Origin of the sequence: Nocardia colli (genome assembly GCF_008704205.1) — a bacterium.
Taxonomy (GTDB): Bacteria; Actinomycetota; Actinomycetes; order Mycobacteriales; family Mycobacteriaceae; genus Nocardia; species Nocardia colli.
The window spans coordinates 28,205-51,550 of sequence record NZ_VXLC01000029.1; the positions used below are offsets into that span (position 1 = coordinate 28,205).

The 23,346-nt window shown below is 66.1% G+C and carries 26 protein-coding genes; 13 read left to right on the forward strand and 13 right to left on the reverse strand.

All coding sequences use genetic code 11. From position 1 onward, the window contains the following. Window positions 1-8 precede the first annotated feature (8 nt). On the reverse strand, window positions 9-692 hold the full coding sequence (locus F3087_RS38900; protein WP_150407172.1) for a GntR family transcriptional regulator: 684 nt from the start codon (window positions 690-692) through the stop codon (window positions 9-11). A gap of 129 nt (window positions 693-821) precedes the next feature. Here F3087_RS38900 and F3087_RS38905 point away from each other — a divergent pair, with 129 nt between their 5' ends. The 6 genes from F3087_RS38905 (at window position 822) to F3087_RS38930 (ending at window position 7,615) form a co-directional block, all read left to right on the forward strand. Continuing rightward, window positions 822-2,270 carry an amidohydrolase family protein gene (locus tag F3087_RS38905; RefSeq protein ID WP_150407173.1) on the forward strand — a complete coding sequence of 483 codons (1,449 nt, stop codon included), beginning with the start codon at window positions 822-824 and terminating at the stop codon, window positions 2,268-2,270. A 36-nt stretch (window positions 2,271-2,306) separates the two neighbouring features. Next, window positions 2,307-3,158 (forward strand): fumarylacetoacetate hydrolase family protein, encoded by an 852-nt coding sequence (locus F3087_RS38910; protein WP_150407174.1) that lies wholly within the window; start codon window positions 2,307-2,309, stop codon window positions 3,156-3,158. A gap of 26 nt (window positions 3,159-3,184) precedes the next feature. Beyond that, entirely contained in the window at window positions 3,185-4,108 is a 924-nt protein-coding gene (locus F3087_RS38915; protein WP_150407175.1) for a VOC family protein, read from the forward strand. A gap of 29 nt (window positions 4,109-4,137) precedes the next feature. Then, on the forward strand, window positions 4,138-4,650 hold the full coding sequence (locus F3087_RS38920; RefSeq protein ID WP_150407176.1) for an SRPBCC family protein: 513 nt from the start codon (window positions 4,138-4,140) through the stop codon (window positions 4,648-4,650). 85 nt (window positions 4,651-4,735) lie between these two features. Beyond that, window positions 4,736-6,088: a carotenoid oxygenase family protein gene (locus F3087_RS38925; RefSeq protein WP_150407177.1), complete on the forward strand. Its 1,353-nt coding sequence runs from the start codon at window positions 4,736-4,738 to the stop codon at window positions 6,086-6,088. Between the two features lie 111 nt (window positions 6,089-6,199). Then, a complete protein-coding gene (locus F3087_RS38930; RefSeq protein WP_150407178.1) occupies window positions 6,200-7,615 on the forward strand; it encodes an MFS transporter in 1,416 nt (471 codons plus the stop codon). Between the two features lie 61 nt (window positions 7,616-7,676). On the opposite strand, the gene F3087_RS38935 is transcribed toward F3087_RS38930, so the two are convergent. The 3 genes from F3087_RS38935 to F3087_RS38945 form a co-directional block, all read right to left on the reverse strand. After that, on the reverse strand, window positions 7,677-8,105 hold the full coding sequence (locus F3087_RS38935) for a Dabb family protein (protein ID WP_223885686.1): 429 nt from the start codon (window positions 8,103-8,105) through the stop codon (window positions 7,677-7,679). 32 nt (window positions 8,106-8,137) lie between these two features. Further along, window positions 8,138-9,337, reverse strand: a complete 1,200-nt coding sequence (locus tag F3087_RS38940; RefSeq protein ID WP_150407179.1) for an MFS transporter — start codon at window positions 9,335-9,337, stop codon at window positions 8,138-8,140. A gap of 165 nt (window positions 9,338-9,502) precedes the next feature. Beyond that, window positions 9,503-10,054, reverse strand: coding sequence for a CGNR zinc finger domain-containing protein (locus F3087_RS38945; RefSeq protein WP_191094358.1), 552 nt, complete (start codon window positions 10,052-10,054; stop codon window positions 9,503-9,505). Window positions 10,055-10,148: 94 nt separating this feature from the next. Here F3087_RS38945 and F3087_RS38950 point away from each other — a divergent pair, with 94 nt between their 5' ends. Next, window positions 10,149-11,237, forward strand: a complete 1,089-nt coding sequence (locus F3087_RS38950) for an AMP-binding protein (RefSeq protein ID WP_150407181.1) — start codon at window positions 10,149-10,151, stop codon at window positions 11,235-11,237. Then, entirely contained in the window at window positions 11,237-12,577 is a 1,341-nt protein-coding gene (locus F3087_RS38955) for an aldehyde dehydrogenase family protein (protein ID WP_150407182.1), read from the forward strand. The genes F3087_RS38950 and F3087_RS38955 overlap by 1 nt, the downstream gene beginning before the upstream one ends. A gap of 222 nt (window positions 12,578-12,799) precedes the next feature. Here the strand turns inward: F3087_RS38955 and F3087_RS38960 are convergent, their stop codons facing one another. The 5 genes from F3087_RS38960 to F3087_RS38980 all read right to left on the reverse strand — a co-directional run bounded on the left by F3087_RS38960 (window position 12,800) and on the right by F3087_RS38980 (window position 16,111). Next, the gene (locus F3087_RS38960) at window positions 12,800-13,180 is read right to left on the reverse strand and encodes a hypothetical protein (RefSeq protein WP_150407183.1); all 381 of its coding nucleotides are present in this window, start codon (window positions 13,178-13,180) and stop codon (window positions 12,800-12,802) included. A 4-nt stretch (window positions 13,181-13,184) separates the two neighbouring features. Further along, complete coding sequence (locus F3087_RS38965) at window positions 13,185-13,727, reverse strand: nucleoside deaminase (protein WP_150407286.1); 543 nt, start codon at window positions 13,725-13,727, stop codon at window positions 13,185-13,187. Between the two features lie 182 nt (window positions 13,728-13,909). Continuing rightward, entirely contained in the window at window positions 13,910-14,752 is an 843-nt protein-coding gene (locus F3087_RS38970; RefSeq protein WP_150407184.1) for a hypothetical protein, read from the reverse strand. A 114-nt stretch (window positions 14,753-14,866) separates the two neighbouring features. Then, the gene (locus F3087_RS38975; RefSeq protein ID WP_150407185.1) at window positions 14,867-15,754 is read right to left on the reverse strand and encodes a ketopantoate reductase family protein; all 888 of its coding nucleotides are present in this window, start codon (window positions 15,752-15,754) and stop codon (window positions 14,867-14,869) included. Window positions 15,755-15,793: 39 nt separating this feature from the next. Then, window positions 15,794-16,111: a DUF222 domain-containing protein gene (locus F3087_RS38980; RefSeq protein ID WP_150407186.1), complete on the reverse strand. Its 318-nt coding sequence runs from the start codon at window positions 16,109-16,111 to the stop codon at window positions 15,794-15,796. Between the two features lie 117 nt (window positions 16,112-16,228). Here F3087_RS38980 and F3087_RS38985 point away from each other — a divergent pair, with 117 nt between their 5' ends. After that, entirely contained in the window at window positions 16,229-16,741 is a 513-nt protein-coding gene (locus F3087_RS38985; RefSeq protein WP_150407187.1) for a nitroreductase/quinone reductase family protein, read from the forward strand. Between the two features lie 4 nt (window positions 16,742-16,745). On the opposite strand, the gene F3087_RS38990 is transcribed toward F3087_RS38985, so the two are convergent. Further along, the gene (locus F3087_RS38990; RefSeq protein ID WP_150407188.1) at window positions 16,746-17,441 is read right to left on the reverse strand and encodes an SMI1/KNR4 family protein; all 696 of its coding nucleotides are present in this window, start codon (window positions 17,439-17,441) and stop codon (window positions 16,746-16,748) included. Window positions 17,442-17,554: 113 nt separating this feature from the next. Then, window positions 17,555-18,391, reverse strand: a complete 837-nt coding sequence (locus F3087_RS38995; RefSeq protein ID WP_150407189.1) for an enoyl-CoA hydratase/isomerase family protein — start codon at window positions 18,389-18,391, stop codon at window positions 17,555-17,557. Between the two features lie 123 nt (window positions 18,392-18,514). Here F3087_RS38995 and F3087_RS39000 point away from each other — a divergent pair, with 123 nt between their 5' ends. From F3087_RS39000 to F3087_RS46270, 3 genes are all read left to right on the forward strand, one after another. Further along, entirely contained in the window at window positions 18,515-18,880 is a 366-nt protein-coding gene (locus F3087_RS39000) for a winged helix-turn-helix transcriptional regulator (protein WP_150407190.1), read from the forward strand. 93 nt (window positions 18,881-18,973) lie between these two features. Beyond that, the gene (locus F3087_RS39005; RefSeq protein WP_449584072.1) at window positions 18,974-19,465 is read left to right on the forward strand and encodes a VOC family protein; all 492 of its coding nucleotides are present in this window, start codon (window positions 18,974-18,976) and stop codon (window positions 19,463-19,465) included. Window positions 19,466-19,580: 115 nt separating this feature from the next. Further along, the gene (locus tag F3087_RS46270; RefSeq protein ID WP_191094359.1) at window positions 19,581-19,757 is read left to right on the forward strand and encodes a hypothetical protein; all 177 of its coding nucleotides are present in this window, start codon (window positions 19,581-19,583) and stop codon (window positions 19,755-19,757) included. A 136-nt stretch (window positions 19,758-19,893) separates the two neighbouring features. Here the strand turns inward: F3087_RS46270 and F3087_RS39010 are convergent, their stop codons facing one another. Continuing rightward, complete coding sequence (locus tag F3087_RS39010; protein WP_150407191.1) at window positions 19,894-21,807, reverse strand: M61 family metallopeptidase; 1,914 nt, start codon at window positions 21,805-21,807, stop codon at window positions 19,894-19,896. Between the two features lie 336 nt (window positions 21,808-22,143). Here F3087_RS39010 and F3087_RS39015 point away from each other — a divergent pair, with 336 nt between their 5' ends. Further along, a complete protein-coding gene (locus F3087_RS39015) occupies window positions 22,144-22,653 on the forward strand; it encodes a hemerythrin domain-containing protein (protein WP_150407192.1) in 510 nt (169 codons plus the stop codon). Here the strand turns inward: F3087_RS39015 and F3087_RS39020 are convergent. Then, window positions 22,626-23,168: a GNAT family N-acetyltransferase gene (locus tag F3087_RS39020; RefSeq protein WP_223885687.1), complete on the reverse strand. Its 543-nt coding sequence runs from the start codon at window positions 23,166-23,168 to the stop codon at window positions 22,626-22,628. The two genes, F3087_RS39015 and F3087_RS39020, sit on opposite strands and share 28 nt — an antisense overlap. Window positions 23,169-23,346: the final 178 nt, after the last annotated feature.

Sequence of the window (23,346 nt, forward strand, 5' to 3'; positions counted from 1 at the left end):
TGGCGTGATCAACGATTCGGCTGATCGGTTGCGCCGCTGATCAGTAGCTGGGTGGTGTGCGTGATGTGGTCACGCAGTAGTTGCTGTGCGTGGTCGGCGTCGCGGGCGAGCACGGCGTCGAGCAGTGCTCGGTGTTCGGCGGCGACGTCGCGGTCGGGTTCGTTGCCCAAGGACACCGACCACTGCCGGTACAGCTCGGCCTCCTGCCGCAGCGAGCGCGCCGCGTCGAGCAGCCGCTGGTTGGCGCAGCCCGCCAGCAGCGCGTGGTGAAAGGCGGCGTGGGCTTGCGACCATTCGTCGGTCAGGCGGTCCGGATCCGCCGGGTCCCGGTACGGCGCGCGTTCCAGCACGTGGTGTGCCGCAACGGCATCGCCCTCCCAGCGCATATCGCCGTCCAGTACGGATAGCCGTAGGACCAGGGATTCTATCTCCGCCCGCGCCTGCGTCAGCTCCGCCAGGTCGTGGTGGGACAGCGGCCGGACCTGAAAGCCCAGATGCGGCTTCGTCACCACCAATCCCTCGGCGACCAGCCGGGTCAGCACCTCGCGAGTGGCCCCGACGCTCACCTGGTAGCGATCGGCCAAGTCGGGGAACTTGAGCCGTTCGCCCGGTACCAGGCGACCGCCGAGGATGTCGGCCCGCAACGCCTGGTGGATGCCGTCGGTGCGGGTCGTCCCGCCGCTCTTCGCCATGCGCACATCCTAGCAGTTTACGAATGTCTCTTGAACTTTCGAAAGTTAGCGTCTAGTTTCGAAAGTGTTGATCGCTCGGCCGTCGGAGAACCGGAAACCTTGCCGAGCAGCGATATTCGAGGAGTTGCCATGCCCCCGCACACCCTCCGTCCCGCCGTGCTTCGCGGCGGGACCGTCCTCACCATGGATTCCGCCCGGACCGTTCGCGAAGGCCACGACGTGCTCGTGGTCGACGGCCGGATCGCCGCCGTGGGCGTCGACCTCGTCGTTCCCGACGGCACCGACGAGATCGACGCCCGCGGCGGCATCGTCATGCCCGGGATGGTCGACACGCACCGGCACATGTGGCAGACCACGACCCGCGGATACGGCGCGGACTGGACACTCACGCAGTACTTCGTCTGGTACTACCTGAACTGGGGCACGAAGTTCCGGCCCGAGGACATCCACGCCGGGAACCTCCTCGGCGCACTGGAGGCGCTCGACGCCGGGGTCACCACCTGCGTCGACTGGTCGCACGGCCTGCAGACGATCGACCACGCCGACGCCGCGGTCGACGCGCTCGCCGCGGTGCCGGGCCGGTTCGTGCTGGCCTACGGCAATATCCAGGACGCGCCCGCGAACTGGACGGGCACACCGGAATTCCGCAAGTTCTTCGACCGCCGGGCCGGCGAGCTCGAGGGCTTCCAGATCGCCTTCGACGTCACCGGCGATCCGAGCTTTCCCGAGCAGCGGGCGTTCGAGGTGGCCCGCGAGTTGGATCTGGCTGTGACCACGCACGCCGGCGTCTGGGGCGCGACCGGCGACGACGCCGTGCGACTGATCCACGAGCACGGCTACGCCGAGGCCAGGACGGTGTACGTGCACGCTTCGACACTGTCCGCGGACTCTTACGACCGCATCGCGGCGAGCGGCGGATCGGTGTCGGTGTCCACCGAAAGCGAGCAGAGTGCCGGGCAGGGTTATCCGGCCACGGCCGCCCTGCGCGCGCACGGAATTCCGGTGTCGCTGTCGCTGGACAGCTGTGTGCTGTGCAGCGGGGACCTATTCTCCGCCATGCGCACGACGCTGGGCGCCGACCGCGCGGCCGAGCATCAGGCGGCACACGCTCGCGGTGAGACCATCACCCATGCCTCTTTGCATGCCGAGCAGGTCGTCGAGTGGGCGACGCGGGGTGGCGCGCGAGCGCTCGGACGCGACAGTGAGATCGGCAGCGTGGAGGTCGGCAAGAAGGCCGACCTGGTGCTCGTCCGCAACGACGATTCGCCGGCGATGACGCCGCTGCTCAACCCGCACGGGCACGTCGTCCTGCATGCGCAGCGGGCCGATGTCGACACGGTCCTGGTCGACGGCCGGATCGTGAAACGCGACCACCGGCTGGTCGGTGTCGACCTGGCCGGTGCGCGTCGTGCGGTACAGGCAACGGTCGACTACCTGCGCGCCGAACTCGGTGAGCAGGCCTGGCGCGCGGGCATGAACCCGGAGATCCCCGAGACCAAGGTCCTCGACAATCCCTACACCTACACCGACTATCGGTCGGCGACCACGCACGGCGACCCTGCGCCGGCGACCCATTGAACCTTCCGCAACCCGTTCACCTTTAGGAGTTACACCATGCGTTTCGCCGCAATCTCGGATCGGCTGTCGCTGATCACCGCGTCCGACACCGTCATCGACCTCGCCCGCATCAGCGGCGGCAGGTTCGGCCCGAACATCCAGGACGCCTACGAACACTGGGACGAACTGCTCGAGTTCTGCACGACCGTCACCGAGGCGGGCACACCGCTGTCCGATGTCCCCGTCGCGGAATTCGGCAATCCGGCCCCTGGTCCTCGGCAGGTGTTCGCCATCGGGCTCAACTACGCCGAGCACGCCGCGGAGTCGGGTTTGACGCCCCCCGAGGAGCCTGCGGTGTTCACCAAGTTCGTGACCGCGCTGGCCGCTCCGTACGGGACGGTCACGCTCGTGCCGGGCAAGGTGGACTGGGAGGTCGAATTGGTGGTCGTGCTCGGCAGGCCGGCGTATCGTGTCGACGCGGCGGATGCGTGGCGCTATGTCGCGGGAGTCTCTGTGGGACAGGATATCTCGGAGCGGGTCCGGCAGCGGGTTGGTCCCGCGCCGCAGTTCAGCATGGGTAAGTCGTTCCCGGGTTTCGGGCCGATCGGGCCGGTGCTGGTCACCCCGGACGAGTTCGACGACCCCGACGATCTGGAACTGGGCTGCCTGATCAACGGCGAGCAGATGCAGAAGGGCCGGACCTCCGACATGGTCTTCCCGGTGCCCGAGCTGATCGCGCGGCTGTCGGCGATCACGCCGCTGCTGCCCGGCGACGTCATCTTCACCGGAACCCCCGCCGGGGTCGGGTTCGGCCGCACTCCGGAGCGGTATCTTGCCCCCGGCGATGAACTGGTCAGCTATGTGCGCGGCGTCGGCGAGATGCGGCACCTGCTGGTCGCCGGTCACTGAACCGTCCCGAATTCCCTGGAGACACAATGGCATTACACCGACTGTCGTCGGTCACCATCGGCGTACCCGATCCGGCCGCGACCCGCGACTACTACACCGAATTCGGGCTCGTACCCCGACCGGACGGCTGGCTGGCCACCCGCGACGGCGGCGACCAACTCCGGCTCGTCCGCACACCGTCCCGACGACTGGCCGAAATCGTCATCGGCGCAGACGATTCCGACGATCTCGACGCGGTGGCCGCCCGCCTGCGCAAGCTCGGCCTGCCGGTGCAGCGCACCGCGGACTCGGTCGCCACCACCGAACCGATCGCCAATTTCCGTGCCGTGGTAAGGATCTCGAACCACGTCACGCAACCCGCCACACCGGCTACCCCGTACAACGGGCCCGGCCGCATCGAACGCAGCGGCACCCGCGCTCCCGGTGTGCTGCGCGCGGATCCGATCCGCCCACGCAAGCTCGGCCACGCGGTCCTGGGTTCGGTGGACTACGCGGCGACCCGCCGTTTCTTCGTCGACGGTCTGGGTTTCAAGCTCTCCGACGAGATCGAGGGCGAAGGCGCGTTCCTGCGCTGTTCCACCGACCACCACAACGTGCTGGTGCTCAACGCGCCGGTCAACTTCCTGCACCACACCTCGTGGCAGCTCGACGATATCGACGACGTCGGACGCGGCGCCACCGCCATGCTCGAGGGCAACCCGGAGCGGCACGTCTGGGGCCTCGGACGCCACCATGCGGGCTCGAACTTCTTCTGGTACCTCAAGGATCCCGCGGGCAACTTCTCCGAGTACTACTCCGACATGGACACGATCATCGACGATCAGCTCTGGACCCCGGAGGTCTTCACCGGCGCTCAGGGCCTGTTCAGCTGGGGCCCGCCGCCGCCACCGTCGTTCCTGCACCCAGAAGACCTCGCCGCGCTGATGACCGGCGCGCATCACGCCGGATAACGGCCTACCCCGACCAACAAGGAGAGATCATGTCTGACCTGTACGTACCGCAGATCCCGGACAACCTGAACGTCCGGTTCGTGGAGAACCGCATCGTCGTCGAACGCCCCGCGCAGGTCGTCTACGACTGGGCGACGACCTGGTCGAATCTGCCGAAGTGGCTGCCGTTCGCGTCGGGAACCGAGGTGCGGCGCGGCACCGAAGGCGTTCCTGCCGAACTCGGGGATGTGTTGCTGGAGTACATCTTTCCGGAGCTGAACGAGAAGCCGAAGGAATACACCGTGGTGGCGCGGGTGCCCGGCAAGCTGTGGACGGTGGTCGGCCGGGACGTGCTCGACGACGATGTCCCGGCCCCGGCGATGCACGCGATCGCGACGTTCACCACCTTCGACCTCGGCGACGGGACCACCCTGTTCTGCCGGCTGTTCGAGCGGCTGGTCCCCGACACCGAGCCGCCCGGCCCGCACCCGGTCGAAGACCCGGCGCAGGTTCAGCCCGGACTGGAACTGTTGAAGGCGCACATCGAGGGCACGGCCGGCTAATTCGGCGCAACGACGACGAAAACCCTTGGCAGGGGTGTGTTCTCGGAACGCACCCCGCCGCTCGAACGAATCACGAGGCAATCCGATGAACAGCGACACCACCCTTGCCAAGCCCTACCTGACCGGCCACTACCAGCCCGTGCCGGACGAGGTGACCGCGCACAACCTGACTGTGCGCGGGACCATCCCCACCGAACTGAACGGCCGCTACTTCCGCAACGGCCACAACCCGAAACCCGGTGACACACCGAAACATTGGTTCAAAGGCGCGGGCATGCTGCACGGCCTGCGGCTGCGCGACGGTCAGGCCGAGTGGTATCGCAACCGGTGGGTGAAGACGCCCGCCCTCGACGGCGCACCCTATATCCGCGAGGACGGCAGCATCGATTTGACCGCCAGTGTGGCGGGCACCCACATCGTCGAGCACGCCGGCCGCATCCTGGCGCTGCAGGAGTCGAACCTGCCGTTCGAGGTGACTCCGGAGCTGGATACGGTCGGCGCCTACGACTTCGGCGGCAAGCTGAAAACCGCGATGACCGCGCACCCGAAGGTGGACCCGGTCACCGGTGAACTGCATTTCTTCGCTTACTCCCCGGTCGCGCCGCACCTGATCTACTACATCGCCTCCGCCGACGGCGACCTCCGCCACCAGCAGGTCGTCGAGGGGGCGGGTCCGTCGCTGATGCACGACTTCGCGATCACCGAGAACTACGCGGTGTGGCTGGACCTGTCGGTGACCTTCAACCCCACCGAAACCTCCGGCATCCCTTACCGGTGGGACGACGCCTACCAGGCGCGCATGGGCATCCTGCCGCGCACCGGCACCGGCCCGGTGCGCTGGTTCGACGTGGAACCCGGTGCGATGCTGCATGTTTCGAATGCCTACGAGGACGCGGCCGGGCGGGTCGTCGTGGAAGGCCCCCGGCTGGACCGGTCGGCCTGGGAGACCTCGTGGAAGTGGTGGATCGGCGCGCCCGGATACCCGACCGACCCGGTCGCCGGCGCCTTGCAGTACCGCTGGGTCCTCGAACCCGGGCAGACGACGGCGCGCGAGGAAATGATGGACTCGCTGGTCACCGAATTCCCGACGATCAACGACGACTACGTCGGGCGCCGCAACCGCTACAGCTACGCGGTCGCTTACCCCGGCTCCGGATCCGACGGCGTGGGAATCGTCAAGTACGACAACGACACCGGCGCGCGCCTGCTGGCTCCGACCGGTGCGGGCCGGATCCCCGGCGAGGCCGTTTTCGTCCCCGCCGCCGACTCCGCGGGCGAAGACGACGGCTACCTGCTCACCCTCGTCGGCGACCGCGCCGGCAAAGCATCGGAGCTGCTGATCCTCGACGCCCGCGACTTCACCGCGCCGCCGATCGCGGCCGTCGAACTGCCCCGGCACGTGCCCGGCGGTATCCACGGATCCTGGATCGCGGACTGATCGTCGTTCCTTCTTGCCGCACAACCGAATTCGTAAGGACAACTGCATGTGGCCGTCCGCCGGCGACCGAGCCGTCGGACGGCCACATGTGTATGGACCTGGAGACAGATCATGAACTCCCGAGTACAGCCCGCCCCCGTAGATCGAACCCCCACCCCGTCGGCCCGGGCATGGATCGGGCTCACCGTCCTGGCCACCGCGCAGTTCCTGGTCGTGCTGACCACCTCGATCGTCAACGTCGCCCTGCCCGACATCGGGCGCGGGCTCGAGCTGTCACCCGTCGGGCTTTCCTGGGTAGTCAACGGCTACGTACTCGCCTTCGGGGCTCTGTTGCTCCTGGGTGGCCGGCTCGGTGACGTATTCGGCCGGCGGCGGGTATTTCTCACCGGCACAGCGATTTTCACGGTCACGTCGATCGCGGCGGGACTCGCCCCCACCGCCGCGGTCCTCCTCGTCGCCAGAGTCGGGCAGGGGGTGGGCGCGGCGCTGCTCGCCCCGACCGCACTCGCCTTGGTGCTGACCTTGTTTCCCGCAGGCGCGGGCCGCGCGCGGGCAATCGGGGTCTGGGGCGCGGTGTCGGGCATCGGCGGCGTCGCCGGTGTGCTGTCGGGCGGCATCTTGACTGGCGTATTCGGCTGGCGCGCGGTATTTTTCATCGGCGCTCCGGTGGCGATCGCGGTGCTGGCCGCCACGATCTCGCTGGTGCCCGCCGACCTTCCGGCGGGCGGCCGGATCGACCTGTGGGGCGCGGCCTTCGTGACCGGCGGCCTCGCCGCGCTCACCTACGCGCTTTCGGTCGGCGGGCAATACGGCTGGACCGCGCTCCGCGTCATCGCCCCGTTGATCGCGGCGGTATTACTGCTCATCCTCTTCGCCGGATCGCAGCGGCGACTGGCGCAGCCGCTCGTCGCGCCCGCGATCCTGCGCATCGGCGGGGTAGTGCCCGCGAACATCGTCATGACCATGCTCGGCGCGGTATGGCTGGGACTGTTCTTCTTCCTCCCGCTCTACCAGCAGAAGGTGCTCGGCTACACACCGATCCAAGCCGGTCTCACCCAACTGCCGCTGGCGATCATGATCACCGCGGCCTCGACGATCACACCGAAACTGGCTCGGCACTTCAACACTCGCGCCCTGCTGGCCACCGCCCTGGCACTGCTCGCGGCCGGGCTGGCCTGGCTGGCGCGCACCTCCGTCGACGCGCGATTCCTGACCGACATCGCCGCCCCGTCGCTGCTCATCGGCACCGGACAAGGCGTCGCGTTCGTCCTGCTCACCGCACGAGCCACCACCGGCATCCCCGCCGAACACACCGGACTGGCCGGCGGACTGGTCAACACCACCCGCCAAATCGGCGGCGCGCTCGGACTCGCCGGCCTACTCGCCATCGCCACCATGACCGGCGACTCCGGCAATCAACCCCCACCATCCCAGCTCGCCCACGCCTACGGCGCCGTCTTCATCGCCACCGCCGTGATCGCCGCATCCGCGGCCCTGCTGACCGCCGTCCTCCGCGACCGGGCCTGACGAAAACGAAACCCCCTGTCGGAGAGCCTGTCCGACAGGGGGTTTCGGGTTGGGTGAGTGTTCAGTTCTCGCCGTGCTTTCCGGGGGCGGCGCTGCCGCTGTATTCGCCGAGATCGGAGACCAGCTTGGTCAGTTCCGGGTCGCTGTCGTAGCGGCGCTGGTGCAGTTCGGCGATCTTCTCGGCCATCGCCGGGTCCGGGTCGTCGGTGATGTCGAAGGAGGCGAACTTATCGACCAGGGGCAGGCCGACGCGGTCGGTGTTGCGGTGGGCCGGGTGGATCAGGTACTCCCAGTAGCCGGCCAGGTCTTCGATGACGAACACCGCGCCCCACTGGTATTCGCCGCCGAAGTCGGGGCCGACCACGAAGGACTTCACCGAGGGGATGCTCCGTCCCTGGTTGCGCAGGCTCTCGAGGGCTTCTTCGATGGCTTCGGGGGAGGCGTCGGCGCGGAGGGTGAAGCGGTTGCCGTGGTAGATCATTTCTTTCATCCTTTGTGTGTGTAGTGGTGAATTCGATTGTGTTACTTGGTCTTACGGAGCAGGGGCAGCGCGATCGCCGCGCCCAGGGTCATGGCGATCCCGGTCCAGAGGAACGTGCCGCCGATGCTGGTGAGGTGGATGAGTGGCGCGACGATCAGCGGAGAGACGAACTGGCCGAGGAAGATTCCGGTGACCAGGCCGCTGAGGATCCGGCCCCGGGTGGCGGCCGGTGCGAGGTCGCTCAATCGGAGGTTCAGGTTCGGGACGGCGAGGCCGACGCCGAAGCCGCCCACGAGCAGTCCGGCTACCACCTGCACCACCGTGCTCGAGGTGCCGACCAGCACCCACCCGATGCCGAGCAAGCCGATGCTGGCGGCGGTGAGGACACTCGGCGACCAGCGGCCCCGCAGCGACGGAAAGGCAAGTGCGCCACCGACACTGCTGAGCGTGGTCGCGGCGATCACCGCACCGACCAGGGCCGGACCGATGTGCAGTTCCGCCAGCAGGAAGGGCAGTTGGGTGGGGGCCATGTAGAAGGCGAGCGTCACCAAGAAGGCGAGCAGGTAGAGCCCGGCGATCGGCCGGAAGATCCCGGACCGCGAACCGGCGGCCTCGACCGCGGCCGGCCCGGATACCTTGTCGCGCCGCTGTTCTCGCAGTGCGAACAGCGCGAACGGCAGGATGATCACGGACGCGCCGTAGATCCAGAACGGCAACTTCCAGTTCGACGCGGCCAGCAGGCCCGCCAGCGGCAAGAAGACAACGCCGCCGATGCTGGCGGAAGCCTGTTGCAGACCGAGGAAAGTCGCCCGCTTCGGTCCCTCGAACCAGTCGGTGATGATGGCGCTGACCGCGGTCATGATGCCGCCGACCGCGACGCCCACCAAGGCTCTGGTCACCAGCAGGACGCCGATGCTGTCGACGAAGAACCCGGCCGCTCCCGCCACGGCGTACAACGCGAGACTGCCCACCAGCAGCGGTTTCCGCCCGATGCGGTCGGCGGCCATGCCTGCCAGCGGCGCGCTGAGGCCGATCGCCAGCGACGTGACGGTCAGGACCAGCCGCACCAGCACATCCGCGCCGGCCACCGCCGAGAACGCCTCGCGCATGGCGGGCAGGCTCGGGGCGATGACCGCCGGGCCCATCACGGTCAGCGTCGCGGCGGCCAGCACTGTGGCGCGGGCGATGCGCGCCGGTGTGGCCAGCTCTCGCTCCACCGCCTCGTCGGTTGCCGCGCTCATGGTGTTCCTCCTCGTGTCCGGCAAGTCGTGCTCGCTTGCTGACATCGAGATTTCCATCCGCGCACCGGCACTCGCGTCGGTGATTTCTACCTAGATACGTAGTCGATCCGGCGGTTACGTAGTCACCTGCCGCCCGTAGGTGATCTCGGTCTCGACCGGGGACGGTTACCCGTTACGCACGCGGTGCCGGCGGACTCGTTCGCGGTTGGCGCAGCCGCGGTCGGGGCAGTAGCGCATCGAGTTGTTCTTGGTGGTGTCGGCGTAGAAGCGGTGGCAGTCGCGGGCGGAGCACAGGCGGATGCGGTCGGGGCCGCGGGCGATGAGGAATCCCATCAGCGCGGCGGCGGCCTCGGCGGCGATGTGGCGCCAGGCGGTGCTGGCGGGGGTGTGGAAGTCGATGTGCCAGGGCAGGTCGTCGTGGTTGGTGAGCCTGGGGGTGGCGCCTGCCTCGGCGGCTACGTGGTTGAGCAGCGGTGCGGCCCGGTCGGGGGCCGGATCGCGGACGGCGCGCAGGAGGTAGGGCCGGATGCGGCGCAGGTGGGGGAGGTCGTCCTCGGAGACCTGGACCTCGGTGGCGCCGTGGGCGCGGAGCAGCTGGTCGATCGCCGCGGCCGAGTCCAGGGTCTCGGTGCCGGCTATGTCCGGATCACTGTTCGCCAGGGCGATCGCGAGGCCGATTGCCCACCATTTGTAATGGTCTATCCGCACTACGTCCATGTCGACAAGGGTAGCGGTCTGCTCGTAGCGTCCTCGGAGATGGAGGTGCCGCGGTTGGTGCGGTGCCGTTTTCGGTTGCGAGGGAAGGGCTTTCATGAACACAGATATGCATGCACGCTACCTGGCCGAGGTCAGCTGGCCGGAGGACGTTTCCTACTCCGAGCACATTCAGCGCGCGATCGATTTTCATTTCTCGTCCGAGACGGGCACGGACTTCTGGATCGAGAAATCGAAGTCGTTCGATTTCCGGCTCAGCGAGGTGCGCACGCGTGCGGATCTGCTGCGGTTCCCCGATGTGAGCAGCGAGTGGCGGACCGTGCCGATCGAGGCGCTGGTGCCTCGGGCTATGCGCCGCAACGGTATTCGGCCCTCGGTCTTCGAGAGCGGCGGTACCACGGGCGCGCCGAAGCGGATCATCGATGCCGTCCAGTGGGAGAAGACGTCGGTGTGGATGGCCGAGCGTCTGCGGAAGCTCGGGGCTCCGGTGGATGGCGGGGGCATGATGTTGCTCGGTCCCACTGGTCCGCATGTCGTCGGGTACAGCAACGCGATCATGGCCAGGCAGTTGGGCCTGGAGCTGTTCTGCATCGATCTCGATCCCAGGTTCGTGCGCTCGGCGATCCAGGGCGGTCACCCGGAGGTCGCGGAGCTGTACATCGAACATGTTGTGCGGCAGGCACAGTGGATTCTCGAATCACAGGACGTGCGGCTCGTCTATCTGACTCCGCCGATCTTCGCCGCGCTCGCGATGCATCCGGAGGTCGCCGAATTGTTCAGGGACAAGGTGCGTTTCGCGGTGTGGGGGAGCACTTCGATGAACCCGGACACCCTGGAGTTGCTGCGTGAGGTGTTCCCCGATACACAGATCGTCGGCGGGTACGGCAACACCATGATGGGATCGGCGCTCGAGCTTTCCGAACCCGCGTACGAATTGCCCACGTTCCAAGCGTATTTCCCGTACACGGCGTGGTCGGTGCTGGACGAACACCGCGAACAGGTCGGTTATGGCGAGCGCGGTCTCATCGCGATCCATGTGCTGACGCCGGAGGTGTTCCTGCCGGTCAGCTACGAGCGCGACGAGGCGACCCGGATCCGCTTCACCGGCGAGGAGGGCACCGACCTGGTGCAGAATGTGCAGCCGCTGCCCGTCGAGGGTGCAGCCGTGATCGAGGGTGTGTACTGATGGGCGGCTACCGGATCTCCCCACTGATCGGCGGTGATTACCGGCCCGCGCGCACCGGCGAGCCGATCCGCACTGTGCGCGGTGAGGACATCGGCCGGCTCGACTTCGCCTCGGATCTGCTGGCCGGGTTGAGTATTCGGCGATTGCGTGCCGCCCGCCCGCAGCCCTTGGTGCAGCGGCTCGAGGTGATCGCCGATGCGGCGCGGCTGATCGCCGATGAGACGGTCGACGGACTCTCGCCCATGGAGTACGCGCTAGCGCAATCGGCGACTTCCGGTACCCCGTTGCCGGTTGTCACCGGGTTCTTGCAGTTGGTGCGGCCTGCGGTGCAACAGATCATCGAGATCGTCCCCGAGGAATTGGCTGCGCAGCATTACGGGCGGGCCACGGTCAGCGTGCATCGGCGCGGTGACCTCGCGTGCGTGCTCTCCCCGGCGAATCATCCGGCGGTGCACGTGGCGCTGTTCGAGTTGGTCGCGCTCGGCTACAACGTCATCGTCCGGCCGTCGCGGCGTGACCCGTTCACGCCGGCGCGCATCGTGCGCGCGTTGGTCGACGCCGGTTTGGCCGAGGACACGATCGCACTCCTGCCGACCGGTCACGACGGTGCGGATCGATTGGTGCGGGAGGCCGATCGGTCACTGGTCTACGGCGGGCCCGATGTCGCTCGCCGTTACCGGAATCGGCCGGATGTCCTGGTCCAGGGACCGGGCAACTCGAAGGTGCTCGAACTGTCCGGCGCCGACCCCGATCGGCTGGCCCAACTGCTGATCGCCTCCACCGCCGACGGTGGTGGAGGTCAGTGCCTCAACGCCAGCGCCGGCCTCGTCGGCGACCCCGCCGCGCTGAGCCGGACGGTCGCAGCGAGTTTGGATCAGCTGCGGATCGGACGACCGGACGACGAATCCACCCAGGTCCCGGTCTTCCCGCTCGAGCAGGCACGCCGCCTCGCCGAATTCGCCGCGAGCGTGCACGGCGGGCCGCCCGGCGATCACCTCGTCGACCTCGCCGACGGTTCCGCCGCACTGCGCCCGGTGGTCTCGATCGCCGACCCCGAAAAACCCCTGCGCGCAACCGAACTGCCGTTCCCCGCCCTCGAACTCTATCCCGCGGGATCCGGCACCGAACCTGCCCGACTCGGCCGCACTCTCTCGCTCGCCATCCTCGGCGGCACGGACGACCAAGTCGCCACCTATCTCTCCGCGAACAACATCCGCAATGTCTTCACCGGCGGCACACCCACCACCTGCTTCACCCCCGGAACACCCCACGACGGATCCATCATCGACCATCTCACCGAGCGCAAAACCTCAAATCACCTACTAGCCGAACGGATTTAGCGGCGAACGGTCCGGGATGTGTACCGCGAGCTGGAGCAGCGGCACACCCGCGGCAAGATCGTCCTGCACCCCTGACTTCCCGCACTACTTCTGATTTCCCGCACCGAAAATCGCATGCAATTTTCGGTGCGGGAAATCAGAAGTAGTGCGTCTTTCAGCGGGGGACGTCTCACAAGGCGAGTTCGGGGAGCATGCCTTCGCGGAATAGGGCTTCGGCGCGGGTCAACGGTGGATGTACAGGGCACGGCCCACCGCGCGGCCGAGCTTCCGCTGCAACCCCCTGAGAATTCGGATGGTCTCCTCGTCGCGGATCCCTGTGGTTATCTGCCAATCCACACCGGATCCGAAGACATTACTCGCGAAAACGAACTCGGTCGCCACCAGTGCCCTTCGCCAATCTGCCGCACTCAGTGGCTCTTTCGAGTTCAACGCTGCCCGCAATCGCCGTCCTTGCTCGTACAGGTCCGCTACGCTCGCAAAACCCATCGCGACCGCGAGTGCCTCAGTGCTGCGGGCAGGTCCGCCCCATTCGCCTAGACCGCGCCGCAGTATTTCTCGTTCGTCATCCGACAGGTCGACCGCTACAAGGTCTTTCGCTTCCATCGGCCTACGCATCTCCGGGCGGTCGGCGCGATGGCGGTCCATCATCGGCTCGGCTGGCGAGGTCACCGGCCCAGGCGCGCATACTCGGTGGGCCGTCGCCGGCGGCGTAGACGGCGAACTGTGCCCGCGCTTCGTCCGATCGGATGCCGCCCCTGATCTCGTCCGGTTTCGCGAAGAATGAGAGTTCTTGTGGAGGCGACCACGAGTCCAGCAGAGCGACAGCGCCGTCGTCCGGCGACGGGAGCGCGAACCACACTCGGCGGACGCCTAAGGTGATGGCCGCACCCATGCACATCAGGCAGGGCTCGAGATTGACTGCGAGGGTGAGAGTTCCGGCCGGGTGGGTGAAACCCAACATCTCGTCGGCCTGTTGTATTGCGAGCAGATCGGCGTGCACCATCCGTCGCCCCAGCGCCTTCTCCTGGGTGTAGGCGCGCCCGAGGATACGCTCGTCATCGAACACGACCGCACCTATCGGCATCTCACCGGCCGACAATCCTTCGCCGGCGACCGACAACGCGAGTCCCACAGCTTCATCCGGCTCCATCACCCCTGCGACAGTACTGCGGACCGGCTGACTTACGCGGACTCGCTGCGGAGCGACTCGTGCAGTGTTTCCGCCAGCCGAGCTGGACGTAGGCAGACCGAGAGCTACCGAACAACCCGGGACCGCCGACCGCCGGCGCTCGAGGCATCGATAACTCGGGTCACGCCATCGAGAGGAAGATCCTAATCGGCCGAGGCTATTTGGACGACGATCCCGCCGAAGCGGGCCTCCTGCATGGTTGCGGGTTGGCCGTCGATGTAACACCTGCCGGTTCGGGTGACCTCGACGCATTCGTCGCTGGGGGAGTCGGAGTTGTTCGAAGGGTCGAGGGTGTCGGTGTAGTAGGCGATCATGCCGCCGCTGAAGCTGGTGTTGTAGCCGGTGATTCGGCGTCCGGCGTGATCGGTGGTTCGGCTCCGGCAGCGGTCGCAGACTGCGCGGGGGTAGCGTTCGGAGTAGACCGCCGACTGTGCGCAGTGCGGGCAAGGTTGGGTGTAGCGCCGCCCGGGGAGCGGGTCTTGCATCAGGAAATCGTTGCGGGCGAGGATGTTTCGTCCGGTGCCCTCCTGGTTTGGGCTGCGCCACAGGTTCAGGAGAACGAACTCGGCGTAGTCGGCTGTCTCGGCATCGATCGTTGCGCTGCCGGGCAGCTCGCTCATTCGGGTGAGGCCGGCATCGTAGGCAGTGAGCGCCAGCCGGTGCGCCACCGAGAGCTCGCTGTCGGGGATGGTTCGGTTGGCATGTTCGGCTCGGGCCAGGTGCTCGGCGATCACCTCGTCGATGGTTCGCCCGCCGGTCGGCAGTATTCCGCTGCCATATCCGGTTTCGGTCACCAGGACGTAGGCGTCCATCGGTCCACGGTCGCCGTTGATCGTCTCCAAGAAGGCGAAACCGCGGCCGTACCGGGCATTCTCCAGTCCGTGATGGGCGTAGTGGACCAGAGTGCTCGGATCCTGCGCCTCGTCGCGCGCGTATCGCAGCGCTTCGTCGTAGGTCGGCGGAGAACTCAGGTCTGGCCGTTTCATGACCGTCAGCCTATCGAGCCTTATATTTCAGGTGCGCCGGCTGCTTCAACAGGCCGCCGACGCCTCTCGCGCCAGACTCGCCCACCAGCTGGACCGCGAGCTTCCTCGGCAGTTCTACCCGGGCCGGACGGCCAGTAGCGCTGGAGTTCCTTGCGGCGCAATGGAGTTCATTTCGTCGATCAGAACTGTCGACTCACCTTTCGGTGCCACCGCCATCGTTTTGCGGAACACCGGGAGCCGGGTGAGCGTCCACAGCAGCGAAGCGACCACGGGGAGCGGAAGGTGGTCGAGTGCGGCAATCGGGCTGGGCGTGGGTGTGTTTCCCAGTCGGCGCACCAGGTTCAATCCTTCGCGGACGGCGCGGGCCAATTCCATCGCTTCGCGTCGGCGCACACCCCGGCCGCTCTGCTGCATGCGGTGTCCGGCAACCATCAGCGGCACGGCGACGGCTGCGTGGGAGCGGAGCCAACTCTGCATATCGGGGTGCGTGACCGCGGGGATTCCGGCGTCGGAGAAGACCGTCGCCCAGCGATCATCCGAGACGGTGGTGGAGGCGCCTCGGCGAATAATGGTCGATGACAATCGGCCGTCGTCGTCGACGCCGGCCGCTATCGCCGGAAAGCCGAACACGGTGCGCTGCACGCCGACTGCGTCGCGGAGGCGGTCGAGGGACTGGAATGTGTTGAACATGAACATGATGGTGTGCGCGGCACAGTCGGCGAGAGTCGGCAGCAGCACGTCGACCTGTGAAACGAGCACCGTGACCAGCACGAGATCCCACGGCGTGGTCGTATCCAGCTCGCCGGCGACGTGCACGGCGGCTCGTTCACCGGCCGCGGTGACGATCGCCTCGTCCCGGCGCAGGTCCTGTAGTCGAGCGCCGCGCGCGACGACGGTGACGTCGTGGCCTGCGCGGGCGAGCTGAAAAGCGAAGGTGCTGCCGATTCCGCCGGGACCGACGACAGCGATGCGCAAGCCCGGCGGGGCAACTGGTTGGGACATTCTTCTTTACTACCACCGACCGCGGAGGGAGTCGCGGCCTCAGCTCGCGGTGGCCAGCACCCGCCACACTTTTCTGGAACGCGAGCGGGCTTGCGGCGCAGCGTGTTCGATTCGCCGTCGCGCTTCGTGGACACTGATCCGTAGCAGATCGGTCAGTAGCTCCACAGTGTCCCGATAGCCGGTGTCTGCGGCGAGACCACGACGCTCGGCCTCGGCGACGGCGGCGCGCATGGCGGCATCCAGTCGCCGCCGGCGGCGTTCGGTTTCGACGAGGGTGCGCAGCAAGTCGACATCGTCCAGGTCCGGCCATCGCGGTGCTGGAGCATTCGGCGCGAGCGCGGTCGAATGTATGTTCACGCGAGCGAGCCTACCTCAAGATAGAACGTATGTTCGATGTTTTGTGGCTCTGTCGCGTCGGAATTTTCTGGTCGAGTTAGGACCGTAACTGTCCTATCTCCGCGACATACTCGAATCATGAGCGAAACCGAATCGACTGCGGGACAGCCGGATCAGACCGACATCACCGACTTCAACGATCCGAACGCGCCGTGGAACCAGGCATGGGACCAGGACGTCAGCATCGCCGACTGGAACGATGATGTGATCGAGGAGTTCCGGGAGAACTCGGGCAAGGTGGGCGGTGCATACGCGGGCGGCGACCTCATTCTGCTCACCACCACGGGAGCCAAGAGCGGCAAGCGGCACACGACGCCCCTCGGACCCCTCTACCGGGACGGCATCATGTTCGTGAGCTCGTTCATCGAGGACAAGTACCCGGCCTGGTGGTACAACATCAAGGCGAATCCGCAGGTCACCATCGAGCTTCGGGACAAGACCTACCGGGCGATCGGCAAGGTGCTCGAAGGTGCGGACTACGACGAGTTCGCGACCTGGGTGCTGGCCAATCATCCACTGCTGGCGGACTTCCAGTCCAAGGTCGACCGGCCCATGCCGCTGGTCGTGCTGACGCTCGACGGCGAGGGCTGAGCGTTCAGCGCCGGGCGTCGGCCGTCCGGTTCCTGAGTTCGGCTTCGCTGCGGTCCAGCCATCGTCGATACCACTGGGTGAAGCCGATTCGGGTTCCGGCATCATCGACCAACGGCGCGAAACCGCCATCGTCGGCGGTGTTGTCGGACCACATCTGTCCTCTCGACTCCCCACTCACGACGAGCGCCTCGCGCTGTGCGCAACCCAGGTGGCACAGATAGAGCAGCCCGACCGAATGCCCTGGGCGGTAGACGATCTCATCATGGGTTTCCCAATACTCGTCCTCCGCGATGTTGAAAGCTTCGACCGAGTCGAAGTTCTTCGCATCAGGCCGGTCGGGCAGCCCGTCCGCCGGGTTGAACGCGGCGACATGGGGAAACGGTTGCGCGAGCGTGTCGAACACGGTCAGATCTGCGCCGTCCCCTTCCCACCGCCATTCCCCGTCCACCCGACTAATAGGAAACAGCCCATAGGCCGGCCCGGCCCCGCCACGGCCGGCCGCAATCAGGAATGCTCGATACTCCTCAGGCAGCACCACCTCCACCTGGCCTTCGATCTCACTCAATTCGGCAGCACTCAACGGCGGTTCGAGAATCCACCCATGCCCCGCCGCACCTCCTGCCCCGAAAATCTCGTTCGCGCCCGGAGTCGCGGCAAGACGCGCCAGTCTGTCCGGAACGTCGGACCAGTCATAGGTCATGGCCTGCACCGTATCGCGGGGCGAGCTGAGAGGCTGTCCGACGGCGACGCACTCCGGACAAGCCCGCGGTCGGTGGGGGCGCTGTGATTACGACTGGGTTGGTCCCGCTCCGTCTACAGGTCGGCGGCGACGCCGCGCAGGAAGTGTTCCAGGTCGCGTTCTGTTTGCGGGGTCTGTATCCCGTTCGCCAGTGCGCCGGCCATGAGCTTTGCCGATTCCTCGCCGTTGACCAGGGTGGACCAGGCGTCGTGTTCTTCGCGCAGTCCGGCGGTCAGATCCGACGGCGGGAGAACGCGTTTCGCTTGCGCGATGAGCTCCGGGCCGACGGCCGCGATGTTCTCGGCGAGTGTGTCGACGAAGGTGTCGAGTTCCGCGGCCGGGACAGCCCGGTTGATCCAGCCGTACGCGGCGGCGGTATCGGCGTCGAGCAGGTCGGCGGCGAGGACCAGCTCGAGCGCGCGGTTGCGGCCGACGCGCTCACCCAGGTATTGGGTTGCCCCGCCGCCGGGGATGATTCCCAGCAGCGCCTCGGTCTGTCCGATCCCGGCGGTCTCCTTCGCCGCGAAAGCCATATCCGCCGCGATCACGAACTCCGCACCACCCGCGCGGGCCAGGCCCGCGAGCTTGACGATGGTCACCTGAGGCTGGTGGCGAAGCAATTCCCCGATCCCTTGATGCACGTTGACGTCCGGGAACTTCGCGGCGACGTCCCGCAACTCGTCCATGTGCTCGAAAATGTGCATGTCGACATGAGCGAGGAAGAACTCCTCGTCGGCACTGGAGAACACGATGACCCGCACCGCGGTCTCCTCCCGCAGCAACCCCAGCAGATCGTGCAGCTCGACCATCATCGTCGCGCTGAGTGCGTTCACCGGCGGGTTGTCGAGTACGACCTGCGCGACGCCCGCGCTGATGGTGACGCGCAAGGTGGTGTAGCCGGGAAGATTCATCGTGTCGGTTCCTTCGGTTGTCGATAGGCATGTAGGTTTGCGATGAATACTTACCGTCGTGCACTCGGCGGCAACCGTCAATAACGCACTTTGCGCGCACTAAGGATCCTCGAGGACACCACTATGCCCACGACCGACGGCCGTCCGGAGCCACGGTTTCATGTCGACTGCCCGACTCGGCCGATCCTCGATCAGGTCGCGGACAAGTGGTCGATGATGGCGCTCACGGTGCTCGAACATCCGACGCGGTTCAACGAGATCAAGCGTCAACTCGAAGGCGTGACCCAGCGGGTGCTGACCCAAACGCTGCGCCGCCTGGAACGCAACGGCATGGTGGTGCGCCGAGTGCTGGAGACCTCACCGATCGGTGTCGAATATTCGCTGACGCCCCTGGGGGAGTCGTTTCGCGTGCCGTTCACGCAGCTCTACGAGTGGACGCTGGAACACAGCGACGAGATCGAGCGGGCACAGCGCGCCTACGACGGATGATCGTTCGACGCGCGTGGCGCTGGTTGATCCGCTCGGCACAGAACACCCGCCGCGACGGGCTCGATGACTGAACCAATCACGACAGGAGATGTCGTGATTGGTTGGAAGGCTGGCTTGGCGACTGTCGGAATGTCCGATCGGTCAGGTCAGGAAGGATGTCACGTGAGTTCTGGAGTCAATCCGTGCATTGTGTTCGATGGCGATGCGCGGCGGGCGATGGAGTTCTATCGAGAGGTTTTCGGTGGGGAGTTGGAGATCGGGATGGTGGGGGATTTCGGTTCGCCGGATGCGTCGAATGCGGACAGTGTCATGCATGCCCGGCTGGTCACGCAGGCCGGTTACACGCTGATGGGATGGGACTTTCCGGACGATCGGGCGGGTCAGCCGCCTTATCGGCAAGGTAACAACGTTGCGGTGTTCGTCGGTGGCGACGACCACGAACTCCGGGGGTATTTCGAGCAGCTTTCGGTCGGCGGCAACGTGACGCTGCCTCTCGAAAAGCAGGTGTGGGGTGATGAGGCGGGGTCGCTCGTGGACCGGTTCGGGATCAGCTGGATGTTCAACATCAGCGCCCAGCAGTCGTGACTTAGTTCCCGGTGCGGCGGGGCGAGGGGGAGGTGTGCGCGGTTTTCGGTCCGTAAAGTGAGCTCTCGTGGAATCAGGTATCAGGCTCGAGGACTTACGCTCCACGCTTTCGTGCGTGTATGAAAAGCTCGGCGCCGAAAGCCTTACCGAGCCGGACAGAATCGAGCTGGTGACCCGCGCCGAGGTGGTTCAGGACCAGATCGACGCGATCCAGGACGCCATCGGCAACGACGAGTTCGAACACGCACCGACTCCGCCAGAACCGGCACCGTCGAGCGATCGGTTGTTCTGAATTACGAGTGCCTCCGCCGGAACAGCCGGCGGGAGTTCCGGTTCGTCGCGGCGCGCATGGTCGGTGCACTGGTCAGTTCGGGACCAGGCACCTTCCACTGCGCGTCCGCGACGTCCGGATGCTTGACCGTGCGGCGTCAGTTCCGCGCGGCCAGGATCTCGGTGAGGTAGTCCGGCGTTCCGTCGATGCGTTGCAGATGCGGGAAACGGAGGCCGTCGTGGTAGTTCAGTTCAACGGTCCGGGTCTGATCGAAGTCCTTCACCTGCAATCGGATCGGTGCGGGGTTCGTCTTGGCCGCCTCGATCGCGGCTTCCATCGTGGCCTGGGAATAGGGGGCGTCGTTGACCGAAACCACCGTCATCCCGGTGCCGACCTTTGCCTTGAACGCGGGTCCGTCCCAGCGCACATCGGTGACCTTGCCCGCGCCGGACACGTTGAGTCCGATCGAGTAGGTGTAATTGACGGCGCCCTCGGCCTTTTTCACCTGATCCGCGAGTAAGGCGCCGGGGTTGTTGTCGTAGACCAACTTCCACCCCGTCTTCTCGACACTCGCGGCGAACGGTGCCTTTCCGTCGAGGCGATCGCGCAGATACTTCGCCCAATCGTCGGCGACCACGCCATTGAGGGTCGAGACGACATCGTCGAATTTGTAGGTGTTCTGCGACTCCCACTTGCTGTCGTCGACACCGAAGAACGCGCGCGCGAAATCATCGAGTGACTTCGTGTTCCCCGACAGTTCGCGGATACGCGCGTCCACTCCCAGCCACACCAGTTGCCCGCCCTGGTAGTAATCCTCGCTGAGCTGCCACGACCGATACGGCTTCGTGCGCCGCTGCGCGATGATGGGATCGTTGGTGGTGTCCTGCAGCGTGCGCCAGTCGAGTCCGGGCCGGTTGTCGGTGTACGCGGCGACTACCGAAGCCAACGCGTCGCGCGAGACCTCCGCGGGTCGCAAGCCGGCCCGGCCGGTGAGCACGTTGCCCCAATACTGCGTCTGTCCCTCGTAGACCCACAGCAAGCTGTCTTGCATCGGGACGTTGTAGTTGGGCGTCCACAGGTCGGCCGGGCGCCGGAACTTGCCGTTCCAGGAATGGGTGTACTCGTGCCCGAGCAGATCGGCGCTGCCGACCGCGGGGTTCCACCCGGTGAAATAGTCCGTGGGTTGGCCGTTCTCGCTGGATCGTTGGTGTTCCAGGCCGTTGGAGCTGAGCTGATCCGACAGCGACAGCAGGAAGTCGTAGTGGTTGTAGTGTTGCGAGCCGTACAGCCCCACCGCCTGTTTCACCAGAGCCTTATGCAGCTCGATGTGCTCGGGCTTGGCCTCGAGCTGCTCCGGTGCATCGGCGAATACTTGCAGCCGCACCGGGGTTTTCGCGCCGGGAGCCAGGTCGAACTCCTTGTGATAACGCCCCGCGTACACGGGCGAGTCGACCAGGATGTCCAACGGAACAGTCTTGTAATTCACGGTGTCGCCGTCTTTGCCGGCGACCTCCAGCGCGGTTCCGGGCTCGAATCCGGATGGATACGTCACGCTCGCGGTGAAGGGAATCTTGCTGGCGGGAACACCGGCCGGATAAAGGACCACGGCATTCCACTGCAAATTCAGCATATTCGGCGTCATCACCACCCGACCCTGCGAGGAATCGGTGGGGGTGAGGTACTGGAAGTTCGCGTCGATGGAATCCACGCCGTCGGGCACCGTAACCTTGAACTCATACACGTTCACCGGATCACGTTTCCACTCCAGCTTGTTCCCGGCGCTGGTGAAGGTGATGCCCCCGATCTTGTCGATCGGACCGGACGGCGAGTGACTGCCGGGCAGCCACTGCGGAAAAAGGAGATCCAGCTCGCCCGACTGAACCGGGATCGTCTGTTTCACCTTGATCACGCGTTGCGGCAGATTGGTCACGTCGACCGCCACCGAGATCGCTTTCTGATTCGCCGGAGCATCATCAGAATTGTCCCGCAAGCCGAAATAGAGCGAGCCCGCTAGGAGAATGATGACGACGACGCCGACTGCGCCGATGATACGAATTTTGGACAAAGACACTCCCGAGTCACAGACGATATTTTCGACACTATGAAAGAATGCAGCTTATATCGGCAAAAAATTCGCGTACGGTTCGATCGTTTTTCCTCCTCCAGCGTAAACGCTTCGAATATTGTGTTCGGGTCGGCGGACCCCCCTTAGTTGCTGAACTAATTGCCGATACTACGAGGGTCGGTATCGCAGCGTGCGAGGAGCGAGTGTGGGCTGCGTCATACCTGTCGCGCGGTGTGGTCGCAGCGAGCCCTCGCCGCCCGCCTAGGATGGGTGGCGTCGCGTGCGCGCGCCGGGTGGAAGGCTTCGGCATTCCCTCCCGTCTCCGTAGTGAAAGAGATCTTCATGTCCACCGATCCCCATCGCGCCCGCGCCCTGGGCCGCGAATTGATCGACACTCACCACTGGTTGCGCAGCGAACTACGCCGCGTCGCCCGCGCGCTCGACGAGTACCGGGGCGACGAGCCGATCGGCCCGCTCCGCGACCTACGCGCGCACTGCCTGGCCTTCTGCCAGGCTCTCACCGACCATCACACCAGCGAGGACGAGACCGCGTTTCCCGTTCTGGCCCAACGTTTCCCGGACCTGGCCCCGGTACTCGCCGAGCTCTCCGCCGACCACCATCTGGTCGCCGACATCCTGAACCGGATGACCGCCGCGCTCGCCGAGCTGGGCGCCGAGAATCTGGCGGCGGTGCGCGGCGAGATCGCTGGGCTGTCCGCCATTCTGGAATCGCATTTCCAGTGGGAGGAACGTCGGATCACGGCCGCCCTGGACGAGCTGCCCGGCGCCGAGTACACGGCGGCGGAGCTGTTCAGCGCGAACCGCTACGTTCCGGGTAGCGGTTTGTTGTAGATCATGAAGTCGCAAGGTGTGGCCAACAGCGGGGCCAGATGTGGATAGTCGTCTTCGAGAGCGCCGCGGCGGACGACGCGATAGCCGATGCGGGTGTACCACTCGGCGAGGAACTTCTTCGCCGGATGGGTCCACTCTCTCGGCACGAGAAGCTCCAATTGCATGGTGTGAGCACCGTTTTCGGCGCTGCGCCGTTCCGCGAACCGGACCAGCTCGCGCCCGATACCGGTACCACGCAGACCGGGCGCGGCCACCAGCATGCCGAACTCGCCTAGCCCGTCGCCCAGCTGCTGAATCCGCACCGAGCCCACCAGCTCTCCGTCCGGAGAGCGAGTCGCCGCGATCTCACCGGCCGCGATCAGCTCCGCCACCTCCGCGTGCGTGGTGCGGGCGGCGCCGTCCACCCATATCCCCGCCTCGGCGACCTCGTACACCTGATTGATCAGCGCGGTCAGTCCGGCAACCAGCCGATCGTCGGAAGCCGTTGCGCCCGGCAGCATCTCGATGCGCACCACGGTCACCTCCTGGCCACCGCATCGGTGCCTGACGGGTTCAGGACTATCGGTTCTTGCTGCATCGACACGGCCTCCTTTGCCTGCGCGGTAACCGGTCACGGCATATGCGGGCGTGACATTGGACAGTCAAGACCATGCCGCCGGGGCACGGTCAAGTCTTCATCAGACCCGCGCTGAC

Bases quoted from the DNA above. Each gene is read 5' to 3' on its own strand.
- F3087_RS38900 (WP_150407172.1), bottom strand. From the start codon at position 692: ATGGCGAAGAGCGGCGGGACGACCCGCACCGACGGCATCCACCAGGCG.
- F3087_RS38905 (WP_150407173.1), top strand. From the start codon at position 822: ATGCCCCCGCACACCCTCCGTCCCGCCGTGCTTCGCGGCGGGACCGTC.
- F3087_RS38910 (WP_150407174.1), top strand. From the start codon at position 2,307: ATGCGTTTCGCCGCAATCTCGGATCGGCTGTCGCTGATCACCGCGTCC.
- F3087_RS38915 (WP_150407175.1), top strand. From the start codon at position 3,185: ATGGCATTACACCGACTGTCGTCGGTCACCATCGGCGTACCCGATCCG.
- F3087_RS38920 (WP_150407176.1), top strand. From the start codon at position 4,138: ATGTCTGACCTGTACGTACCGCAGATCCCGGACAACCTGAACGTCCGG.
- F3087_RS38925 (WP_150407177.1), top strand. From the start codon at position 4,736: ATGAACAGCGACACCACCCTTGCCAAGCCCTACCTGACCGGCCACTAC.
- F3087_RS38930 (WP_150407178.1), top strand. From the start codon at position 6,200: ATGAACTCCCGAGTACAGCCCGCCCCCGTAGATCGAACCCCCACCCCG.
- F3087_RS38935 (WP_223885686.1), bottom strand. From the start codon at position 8,105: ATGAAAGAAATGATCTACCACGGCAACCGCTTCACCCTCCGCGCCGAC.
- F3087_RS38940 (WP_150407179.1), bottom strand. From the start codon at position 9,337: ATGAGCGCGGCAACCGACGAGGCGGTGGAGCGAGAGCTGGCCACACCG.
- F3087_RS38945 (WP_191094358.1), bottom strand. From the start codon at position 10,054: ATGGACGTAGTGCGGATAGACCATTACAAATGGTGGGCAATCGGCCTC.
- F3087_RS38950 (WP_150407181.1), top strand. From the start codon at position 10,149: ATGAACACAGATATGCATGCACGCTACCTGGCCGAGGTCAGCTGGCCG.
- F3087_RS38955 (WP_150407182.1), top strand. From the start codon at position 11,237: ATGGGCGGCTACCGGATCTCCCCACTGATCGGCGGTGATTACCGGCCC.
- F3087_RS38960 (WP_150407183.1), bottom strand. From the start codon at position 13,180: ATGGAAGCGAAAGACCTTGTAGCGGTCGACCTGTCGGATGACGAACGA.
- F3087_RS38965 (WP_150407286.1), bottom strand. From the start codon at position 13,727: ATGGAGCCGGATGAAGCTGTGGGACTCGCGTTGTCGGTCGCCGGCGAA.
- F3087_RS38970 (WP_150407184.1), bottom strand. From the start codon at position 14,752: ATGAAACGGCCAGACCTGAGTTCTCCGCCGACCTACGACGAAGCGCTG.
- F3087_RS38975 (WP_150407185.1), bottom strand. From the start codon at position 15,754: ATGTCCCAACCAGTTGCCCCGCCGGGCTTGCGCATCGCTGTCGTCGGT.
- F3087_RS38985 (WP_150407187.1), top strand. From the start codon at position 16,229: ATGAGCGAAACCGAATCGACTGCGGGACAGCCGGATCAGACCGACATC.
- F3087_RS38990 (WP_150407188.1), bottom strand. From the start codon at position 17,441: ATGACCTATGACTGGTCCGACGTTCCGGACAGACTGGCGCGTCTTGCC.
- F3087_RS38995 (WP_150407189.1), bottom strand. From the start codon at position 18,391: ATGAATCTTCCCGGCTACACCACCTTGCGCGTCACCATCAGCGCGGGC.
- F3087_RS39000 (WP_150407190.1), top strand. From the start codon at position 18,515: ATGCCCACGACCGACGGCCGTCCGGAGCCACGGTTTCATGTCGACTGC.
- F3087_RS39015 (WP_150407192.1), top strand. From the start codon at position 22,144: ATGTCCACCGATCCCCATCGCGCCCGCGCCCTGGGCCGCGAATTGATC.